Annotated in this window: 6 protein-coding genes; all 6 read left to right on the forward strand. The window is 61.6% G+C overall.

Annotated features, from left to right (window positions below; all coding sequences use genetic code 11):
* The first annotated feature begins 172 nt into the window (after positions 1-172).
* A complete protein-coding gene (locus tag AC2FNC_RS15220) occupies positions 173-2266 on the forward strand; it encodes a hydantoinase/oxoprolinase family protein (protein ID WP_496715784.1) in 2094 nt (697 codons plus the stop codon).
* A complete protein-coding gene (locus tag AC2FNC_RS15225) occupies positions 2266-3918 on the forward strand; it encodes a hydantoinase B/oxoprolinase family protein (RefSeq protein WP_496715785.1) in 1653 nt (550 codons plus the stop codon). Before AC2FNC_RS15220 ends, AC2FNC_RS15225 begins: the two co-directional genes overlap by 1 nt.
* Positions 3915-4982 carry a pyridoxal phosphate-dependent aminotransferase gene (locus AC2FNC_RS15230; RefSeq protein WP_480477527.1) on the forward strand — a complete coding sequence of 356 codons (1068 nt, stop codon included), beginning with the start codon at positions 3915-3917 and terminating at the stop codon, positions 4980-4982. Before AC2FNC_RS15225 ends, AC2FNC_RS15230 begins: the two co-directional genes overlap by 4 nt.
* Positions 4979-5719, forward strand: coding sequence for a maleate cis-trans isomerase family protein (locus AC2FNC_RS15235; protein WP_480521078.1), 741 nt, complete (start codon positions 4979-4981; stop codon positions 5717-5719). Before AC2FNC_RS15230 ends, AC2FNC_RS15235 begins: the two co-directional genes overlap by 4 nt.
* 310 nt (positions 5720-6029) lie before the next feature.
* Entirely contained in the window at positions 6030-7280 is a 1251-nt protein-coding gene (locus tag AC2FNC_RS15240; RefSeq protein WP_496715786.1) for an aminotransferase class V-fold PLP-dependent enzyme, read from the forward strand.
* Positions 7281-7308: 28 nt separating this feature from the next.
* Positions 7309-9726: a GcvT family protein gene (locus AC2FNC_RS15245; protein WP_496715787.1), complete on the forward strand. Its 2418-nt coding sequence runs from the start codon at positions 7309-7311 to the stop codon at positions 9724-9726.
* Positions 9727-9967 lie beyond the last annotated feature (241 nt).

Genomic DNA, 9967 nt, shown 5'->3' on the forward strand with positions numbered 1-9967 from the left:
TAAATCTGCTAGTGAAGCGGGGCGCAGTAGGGGACAAAACTGTATGACTTGTCAGTGTATCCCCACCCGTCTTGATCGCCGTGCGACCGGCTGTGATCTGGTCGCGACGCGCCGGTAACCGCCCTTCGGGGCCGTTCTGCCTGCCTGCTTTCAGACGACAACGGAATACCTCATGACAACCGCTCTGCGCCTCGCCATCGATATTGGCGGCACTTTTACCGATACGGTCCTGGTCTCGGGTGATGAGACGATACTGGCCTCCACCAAAACCCTGACCACCCACCAGAACCCGGCAGAAGGCGCACTGGAAGGCGCGCGGCGAGTCATGGCGCAGACTGGCCGGTCGCTGAAAGATGTCACCGGATTCATTCACGGAACAACTTTGGCGACCAACGCGCTGATCGAACGGCGCGGGGCGGTCGTGACCACGGTTTGCACCGAAGGGTTCCGCGATATTCTCGATATCGGGTACGAACGTCGGTATTCCCAATACGACATCAATCTTGAAAAGCCGGACATGCTGGTGCCGCGCGAACGCTCGTTGACCATACGCGAACGCATGTCGGCAGAAGGCGAGGTGCTGATTGAACTGGATGAAGCGCAAGTAGACCGGTTGCTGGCCGAGATTGACGCCAGCGGGGCCGAGGCGGTGGCCATCTGCCTGATGCACTCCTACGCCAACCCGACCCACGAACGGCGTTTGCGCGATCTTCTGGCGCGACACCGCCCCGGTTTGACCGTCTCGATCTCGTCCGATGTCAGCCCCGAAGCGCGTGAGTTTGACCGGCTCTGCACCACTGTGGCCAACGCCTATATTCAGCCGCTGATGGATAGCTATCTGACCCGGTTTGTGGATCAGTTCACGGCCGAGGGCGTAACCTGTCCGATCCTGATGATGACGGCAGGCGGTGGTATGTGCACGATCGACACCGCCACGCGTTTCCCCATTCGTCTGGTAGAATCCGGCCCTGCCGGTGGGGCCATTCTGGCCGCCCGCATCGCCGCGCGTGCCGGGTTGGATCAGGTCCTGTCCTTTGACGTCGGTGGCACCACGGCCAAGCTCTGCGTGATCGACAAGGCGCGCCCTCAGACATCCCGCTCTTTCGAAATCGCCCGCGCGGCACGGTTCATCAAGGGGTCGGGAATGCCGGTGCGCATTCCGGTGATCGAGATGATTGAAATCGGTGCTGGCGGCGGTTCGATCGCGGGTGTTGACCGTCTCGGGCGTCTAACGGTCGGGCCGAAATCGGCAGGCTCGGAACCCGGACCGGTCGCCTTCATGCGCGGCGGCATCGATCCGACCGTGACCGACAGTGACATCACTCTGGGCTATATCGTGCCCGACACCTTTGCCGAGGGGCATATCCAGCTGGACCCTGCTGGCGCCAAGGCCGCCCTGAGACGTGTGATCGGGGAAAAACTGGGGCTGGATGCGACAGGTGCGGCAGATGGGGTCAGCCGCATCGTTGTCGAAAGCATGGCCAGCGCCGGGCGGATGCACGCGGTCGAAAGCGGCAAGGACCTTGGCCCGCGTACCATGATTGCCTTTGGTGGCAACGGGCCGCTGCATGCCACCCGCGTCGCCCGGTCCGCCGGTGTTTCGCATATCGTGATCCCGCCCAATCCCGGCGTCGGTTCGGCGGTTGGGTTCCTGTTTGCCCCGGTGTCCTTCGAAATCGTCCGCTCGCGCTTTTCCCTGCTCGACAGCATGGACATGGACGGGTTGAACGCCCTGTTCGATACGATGATTGCCGAAGCAAAAGAGGTCGTCGCCCAAGGGGCAGGGGATGCACCCACCGAAACCCTGCGCACCGCCTTCATGCGCTATAGCGGGCAAGGGCATGAGATCGAGATTACCTTGCCGGATCGCGCCCTGACGCGCCAGGATATCGCCCCGCTGACAGCCGCATTCGAAAGGGAATACCGCAAACAATTCTCACGCCCTGTTCCGGGGATGAAGATCGAGATCCTCAACTGGGCTGTTCGCGTTGCCACCCCGGACAAAGCGGTGCCCACGGTGTCAGAAACGCCGGGCAAAACCGCATTTCAGGCCACGCAGACACGCCCCATCACCTGTGATCTGGATGGCACGGTAAAACAGGCCGCCTTTCTCGCCCGCGCCGATATGCGCCCCGGTGACCATGTGGCAGGCCCCGCGCTGATCCATGAACCGCAAACAACCACACTCGTTTCCGCCGATTTCTCGGCCCAGATGGATGCAATCGGCAACCTTGTCCTGATACAGGACCAGAAAGGAGGCGCATGATGACCGCTGATCTGTCCCCCGCCCGCCTGCAAGTGATGTGGAACCGCTTGCTGGCTGTGGTCGAAGAACAGGGCCAGACCCTGATCCGCGCGGCTTTCTCGCCCATCGTGCGCGAATGCGGCGACATTTCCGCGGGGATATTCGACGTGAATGGCCGGATGCTGGCGCAGGCTGTGACCGGAACACCGGGCCATATCAACACCATGGCCGAGGCCGTGCTGCACCTGCGCGCCCGTTTCGCGGTGCAGGACATGCGCCCCGGCGACATCTACATGACGAACGACCCATGGCTGGCCTCGGGGCATCTGAACGACTTCCTGCTGATGATGCCCGCGTTCAAGGATGGCAGGGTGGTGGGCTTTACCTCCTGCACCTCGCATCTGGTGGATCTGGGCGGTCTGGGTATGGGGCCTGAAGGCTCGGACATCTATGACGAAGGCCTGCTGATCCCGCCTTGCAAACTGGTCGAGGCCGGAACGCCCAATGCGCTGCTGATCGATATCATCCGCGCCAACTCGCGCGAGCCTGTGGCGAATGAGGGCGACATCTACGCCCTGATCGCCTGTTGCGAGGCCGGGGTGAACCGCCTTGTTGCGATGATGGACGAGTTCGGGATCGATGATCTGGACAGCCTTGGCACCTATATCATCGACACCTCGCGTAAAGGTGCGTTGCAGGCCATCGCCGAGGTGCCCGAGGGCGTTTACAAGAACGTGCTGCGCATGGACGGCTATGAGGCAGAGCTGGAGCTGCACGCAACGCTCACTGTGACCAAAGACGGGATGCATGTCGATTTCATGGGCACGTCCGGGTGTTCGAAGAAGGGCATCAACGTGCCTTTGAACTATGCGACCGCCTATACGGTCTTTGCCCTGCGTTGCATCGTCGGACCGGATATCCCGAACAACGCGGGCTCGCTGGAACCTTTCACGGTGGACGGCCCCAAAGGTTGCATCCTGAACGCCCAGCATCCGGTGCCTGTGGCCATGCGGCATACGCTGGGGCAGGTTACACCGGATCTGGTTTTGGGCTGCCTGCATCAGGCGCTGCCCGATCAGGTGCCCGCCGAAGGGGCCTCGTGCATGTTCGATCTGCCAATGCGCCACGCGCCCGAAGTGGCGGCGAATGGCGGGCGTGAATTTGCCATCGAACCCGTTCACAACGGCGGCACCGGGGCGCGACCCCATGCGGATGGCCTGTCTGCGACAGCCTACCCTTCGGGGGTGTTCGGCTCGCAGGTCGAAATAACCGAAAGTGTCGCACCGGTGATCATGTGGCGACGCGAATTATTGCCCGACTCGGGCGGCGCAGGCCAGTTCAGGGGCGGATTGGGGCAGCGGATCGAGATGACGTCCGCCAACGATGCCCCCTTCATCGTCTTCCTGTCGGTCGAACGTCTGAAATTCCCCGCTCTGGGCCGCATGGGCGGCCTGCCCGGCGCGCCGGGACGTATCCGGTTCCGCGATGGCGGCGGCGACATTCCGGGCAAGGGCGAGCTACGTGTGGAAAGTGGCGACTACCTGATCTTCGATACCCCCGGCGGCGGCGGCTTTGGCGATCCGGCCGCGCGCGACCCAGAGGCGCTGGCGCTGGACCTCAGGCGCGGGCTGGTCACGGAAGAAGGGGCCAAAGCCTATGGGAGTGCCTCATGATCCGCGCAGTTGATCACATTCGTGCCATGGCGGCCTATGCGCTGGCCGATCTGGGCGGCCCGGACACTGTATCTCTGGCCCAGAATGAAAGCGCCTTTCCGGTCAGCCCTGCCGCAATTGCGGCGGGGAAGGTGGCATTGCACCGGATGCCGCTTTATCCCGATCCCGACTGGTCGGACCTACGCGCCGCCATCGCTCAGGTGCACGGGGTGCCAGCCGACAACATCCTGTGCGGTGCCGGATCGATGGAGTTGATCGGCTGCCTTATCCGCGCCTATTCAGGGCCGGGCGACCATGTATTGGGCACGGATTACGGCTATGCCTATGTGGCATCAGCGACGGCGCAGGTGCGTGCAGACTATGTGAAAGCGCGCGAGGTTGATCTGACCGTCTCGGTCGACGACATTCTGGCGGCTGTTACGCCAGATACCCGGATCGTCTTTGTCTGCAACCCCGGCAACCCGACCGGCACCCTGATCCCGAATGCCGAGATCATCCGCCTGCGCGACACATTGCCCGAGGACGTGCTGCTGGTGGTCGATCAGGCCTATGCAGAATTCGCTGATCGCGACCACGACCCGGCTGAAATCTTTGCCCTCGTCGCACGTGGGGATACTGTGGTCATACGCACCTTCTCAAAGGCTTACGGTCTGGCGGGCGCGCGCGTGGGTTGGGGTCTGTTCCCGTCTGAGGTCGCGATTGAGCTGCGAAAACTGCTCAACCCCAACAACGTATCGACCCCCTCTCAGGCCATGGCAACGGCAGCGGTGCAAGATCAGCCCCACATGCGCAACACGGTTGCCAGAACCGCCGCCATCCGGGATCGCTTTGCCGACGGGTGCCGGGCGCTGGGATTATCTGTTCCGCACAGCCACACCAATTTTGTCCTGATCCGATTTGCCGATGCCGCCACCGCGCAAAAAGCGGATGCAGCGTTGCGCAAAGCGGGTTTGCTCATGCGCGGAATGGGCGGCTATTGCCTCGCGGATTGCCTGCGCGCCACGATCTGTGACACGGCAGTGATGGAGCGCTGCCTGACTGTTCTGAAAGAGGTGACGTCATGACCTTTGAAACCCGGACACGGGCCAAAATCGGGGTGCTGGTGCCCTTTACCAACACCAATCTCGAAGCTGACATGATGCTGATGCGCTGCCCGGACACGACGGTGCATTTTCAGCGAATGGGTGGCTATGACGTGGATGAGATCCCCGGCTCGGATCAGATGGCGGGTCTGGGGGCCTCGGATATCAGCCATGACCTCAAGATGATCTCGGGCGTTCGGCCCGATGTGGTGCTCTATGGCTGTACCTCGGCCACGCTGACCCATGGCCCGTCCTTTGATCACCAGCTGGCGCAGGACATCAGGGCTGCGTCGGGCGCCGTGTGTATTACCGCCGCAGGGGCGCTGGTTGGTGCGATCCATGCGCTCGGCGTGTCCAGCGTCGGTTTTTCTTCACCCTATCTGGGCGAGATCAACACGCAGGCCATGGATTTTCTGACGCAAAACCAGATCACAACGGTGAAATGCGCCGATATCGGCCGCGAGCTGGGCAATTACGGGCAGGGAGAACTGACCCCGGACGAGGTTTTCGACCTTGCCATGCAGGCCGACCACCCAAAGGCCGAGGCCATCATACTCAGCTGCACCGACATGCGCGCGGTCGAGGCCATAGACCGGATCGAAGCGGCCCTTGATAAACCTGTTGTGACGTCCAATCAGGCCATGATGTTTGCCCTAATGCGGGCGCTTGACCTGCCAAGGCACAGAAATGTTCCGGGGCGGTTGTTTGATCTGCTATAGCCGCGGATCAGGCAAAAGCATGGAACCCACGTCGGATGGCTGCCTGCCTCAAAGGCAGGTTCGCCCCGACACATGGGGCGGGTATTCTGGCCTACTCAACACGCCGTGTCGCAGACGTGACTGTATTTACGTCGCAAAAGAACAAGATACCGCGCCCTCGACGCCATAGTCGGAATAAGGGCCGCTCGGGAATGAAGCACATGTTGAACCATCCGCACGGTTACGGGAGATTTGGCCAGCCCTGCGGGGAAACCATCTTAGGCTTGTCTGAAAAATCATACGTTCACAAAACACAAAGGTGCCTCTTTTCATGAGTCAAATTTCGGAAAACCTGCTGAACCAGATCCGCAACCGTTTTGCCCAGATCGATCACTGCCCCGAACAGGGCGAGCGGATATTTTTCGAAAACGCCGGTGGGGCTTTGACACTGAAATCCGTGCTGGACAGCTCGGCGCGTCACGCCGCAATCCCGGACAATCAGGGGCGTGACAATCCGGGGTCTCATGCTCTGGTTGCAACGATCAACGCGGCCAAGGCCGATATGCGGGATTTCATGAATGCACCCGGTGGTCAGTTCTTTGTGGGTGAAAGCGGCACAGAACTTCTGTTCCGGCTGATCATGAACGCTTGTCTCGGAACCGGTCCGGGGATTGTGCTGGGGTCGACACTGGAACACCCCGCCACACGGTCAGCCTGTGATCGCTGGGCTCGCATCGCCGGGCAGACCCATTTGCTGGTGCCCCATGATGACGACACCGGCACCGTGACAGCCGGGACCTATGCCGCAGCTGTTACACCCGACACCAAAGTGGCGACAATCCTGCACACCTCACCCGTGACGGGCATGGGCGTTGATGTGGCCGCAGTTTCACAAGCGATCCGCGCCGTGGCGCCAGACTGTTTCATAATTGTCGATGGCATCCAGCACGCCGCCCATGGCCGGATCGATCTCAGCGCGTATGACGTCGACGGCTACGTGATCTCGCCCTACAAGGTGTTTTCGCGCCATGGCTACGGCGTGGCGTGGATTTCCGACCGGCTGACGCGGCTTGAACACAATGCCCTGTTGGACGGCCCGGCAGATAACTGGGAAATGGGCACACGCGACACCGGGGCTTATGCGACCATGTCCGACGTTGTGTCTTATTTCGAATGGCTTGGCAGTCAGGTCAGCGACGCCACCGACCGGCGTGCCAGATTTCTGGCAGCGGGTGACGCCATTCACGCGCAGGAAAAGGCACTGACCGACGCGATGATCCACGGCACCGGCAACCTGAGCGGTCTGGCCGAGATGGAGAAAGTCACCATTCTGGGCGGTGCCGACAACCCCGCACGCGAAGGGCTGGTGTCGCTGCGCGTACAGGGCGTGGCCTCGGCGGATGTCGTCAAACGGCTGAACGATGAAGGTATTCGCACCCATTTGCGCAAGGCCGACCACTATTCTGGCAACATATTGACGCCGCTGGGTTATGACGCCTGCGTCCGGGTCTCGATGTGCCACTACAACTCAATCGGCGAAGTCGCCAAATTTCTGGCTGTCATGAAAGAAATCGCCGCCTGAGCTGCGGCGGACCAAGGGACAAGCACTCATGAAAACCCATGCACAAGCTGTTGTGATCGGAGGGGGCCTTGCCGGCTGTTCGATCCTGTATCATCTGGCCAAGCTTGGCTGGACCGACGTTGTCCTGCTGGAACGGAACGAGTTGACCTCCGGTTCGACCTGGCACGCAGCGGCGAATATTCACGGGCTGCACGATAACAACAACATCACCCGCATCCAGCACTATACGATGAATCTGTATAAACAGCTGGAACAGGAAACCGGCCAAAGCTGCGGCGTATTCCAGCCCGGCTCGCTCTATCTGGCCCAGACCGAAGAGCGTGAGCAACAGTTGCGCCTGCAAGAGGCCAAGGCCCGGTTCTATGGTCTGAACTTCTACGAAGTCAGCCGTGAAGAAGCCAAGGAACTGCATCCGCTGGCGCAGTTCGATGACATCCGCTGCATCATGTACGAACCCGATGGCGGCAATGTCGACCCGTCGGGCGTGCCGCACGCCTATGCCGCCGGGGCCCGCGCCATAGGGGCCGCCATCGAACGGTTCTGCCCGGTGACGGGGACCGAACAACAGCCCGACGGCAGCTGGGTCGTGCGCACGCCCAAAGGCGATATTCACACCCAGTGGGTTGTCAACGCCGCCGGTCTCTGGGGGCGCGAGGTGGCGGCGCTGGCGGGTCTGACCCTGCCGCTGCAACCGACCGAGCATCAGTATTTCGTGACCGAAAGCATCGACGAGGTCGCCAGCCTGGGGCGCCGTCTGCCCTCGATCGCTGACCGCGACGGCGAATACTACTTCCGGCAAGAAGGCAACGGCCTGCTGATCGGGGCTTATGAGAAAGACATGAAATTCTGGGCCGAAGACGGCACGCCGCTGGATTTTGCCCATGATCTGTTCCCCGACGATCTGGACCGGATCATGGAAAACGTGATCCGCGCCACCGAACGCGTGCCGGTCGCGGCCACAGCCGGGGTGAAACGCGTGATCAACGGGCCGATGATCTGGTCGCCCGACGCCAACATGCTCTGGGGGCCGGTGCCTGAGCTGAAGAACTATTTCCTCTGCGGTGGTTTGATCCCCGGTTTCTCGCAATCCGGTGGGTTGGGTCTGCTGGCGGCGCAATGGATGATCGAGGGCGAGCCGCAATATGACATGTTCGCCTGGGATCTGGCCCGCTTTGGCGACTGGGCCGACAAGAAATTCACCAAGGCCCGCGTTCAGGATGCCTACACCCACCGCTTCAAGATCCATTTCCCTAACGAAGAACGCAGCGCAGGCCGCCCGGCCCGTGTGCGCCCCGCCTATGAGATGCAGAAACAGATGGGGTGCGTCTTTGGCCTCAATTGCGGCTGGGAACATCCGCTCTGGTTCGCCGATGAACCCGAGGTGGAAGAGACCACCGGCTTTACCCGCCAGAACTGGTGGGTGCCCGTGGGCCGAGAGGTGCAGATGCTGCGCGACAGCGTGGGCGTGATCGACATTTCGAACTTCGCCAATTACGTGATCAAGGGCCCCGGTGCCCATGACTGGCTGGACCGTCTGGTGGCCAATCGGGTGCCCACCGAAGTGGGGCGCAGCTGCCTGACGCCGCTGATCTCGGTTCGCGGTGGCGTGGCGGGCGATTTCACCATCACCAAGCTGGCCAAGGATGAATACATGATGATCGGGTCCGGCATGGCCGAACGCTATCATCAGCGCTTCTTCAACATGGTCGATATGCCCAAAGGCACCACGCTTGAGGTCGCCACCGACCGCATCGCAGGGTTCAACATCGCAGGCCCCAGGTCACGCGAAGCGTTGGCACGCCTGACCAATGCCGATCTGTCGAACGAGGCGTTCCGCTTCATGCGGTCGCAGAAAATCACGGTCGCTGGCGTCGAATGCGTGGCCATCCGGGTCAGCTTTACCGGCGATCTGGGCTGGGAACTGCACTGCGCCGAGGGGGATCAGGTGGCGCTCTACACCGCCCTGCTTGAGGCCGCCAAAGACTGTGGTGGCGGTCCGGTGGGCGCGCGCGCGCTGGGGGCGCTGCGGATCGAAAAGGGCTATGGCTCGTGGGGGCGCGAGTATTCTCAGGAATACTGGCCGCAAGAGGTCGGGCTGGCGGGTCTGATCAAACTGGACAAGGATTTCCTGCACAAAGACGCCTATCTGTCCGTCAAGGACAACCCCGCGCGCGAGGTGCTGTCCGTCTTCGAGCTGGATGTGACCGAAGATGCCGACGCAACCGGGGGTGAGCCGATCTTTACCCCCGACGGCGCGCCCGTGGGTCGTGTCACCTCGGGGGCGTTCGGTTACTCGGTCGGGAAATCGCTGGCGCTGGGATTCCGCAACCCAAACACCGCGCTGCCGGGCGATGAGGTTGTCATTCAGGTCATCGGCAAACCGCACAAGGCGCGCGCACTGGCCGAGGCACCGTTTGACCCGACAGGCGCCAGACTGCGGTGTTAACGCTCAAAACCCGTCTACAGGCAGGCAAGGCCAATAAGACGCTCCAAAAGATGTCTCGTCTCGGCACTTCAGGCGACTTCATCTTTTTCCAAATACTCCCGCCGGAGGCGTCCGAACTCACTCACCTGCGCATTGCGGGCGCCATTGCTGCGCCACCGGGTCAAAAATGCGCAGGCAGTCCACCGCGCGTGCAGCGACCTGGGACACGATATCCATCAGGGTGTCAGGCTTCAGATAAAAC

The sequence above is a fragment of the Ruegeria sp. BHSA123 genome (assembly GCF_059613425.1).

Bases quoted from the DNA above. Each gene is read 5' to 3' on its own strand.
- AC2FNC_RS15220 (WP_496715784.1), top strand. From the start codon at position 173: ATGACAACCGCTCTGCGCCTCGCCATCGATATTGGCGGCACTTTTACC.
- AC2FNC_RS15225 (WP_496715785.1), top strand. From the start codon at position 2,266: ATGACCGCTGATCTGTCCCCCGCCCGCCTGCAAGTGATGTGGAACCGC.
- AC2FNC_RS15230 (WP_480477527.1), top strand. From the start codon at position 3,915: ATGATCCGCGCAGTTGATCACATTCGTGCCATGGCGGCCTATGCGCTG.
- AC2FNC_RS15235 (WP_480521078.1), top strand. From the start codon at position 4,979: ATGACCTTTGAAACCCGGACACGGGCCAAAATCGGGGTGCTGGTGCCC.
- AC2FNC_RS15240 (WP_496715786.1), top strand. From the start codon at position 6,030: ATGAGTCAAATTTCGGAAAACCTGCTGAACCAGATCCGCAACCGTTTT.
- AC2FNC_RS15245 (WP_496715787.1), top strand. From the start codon at position 7,309: ATGAAAACCCATGCACAAGCTGTTGTGATCGGAGGGGGCCTTGCCGGC.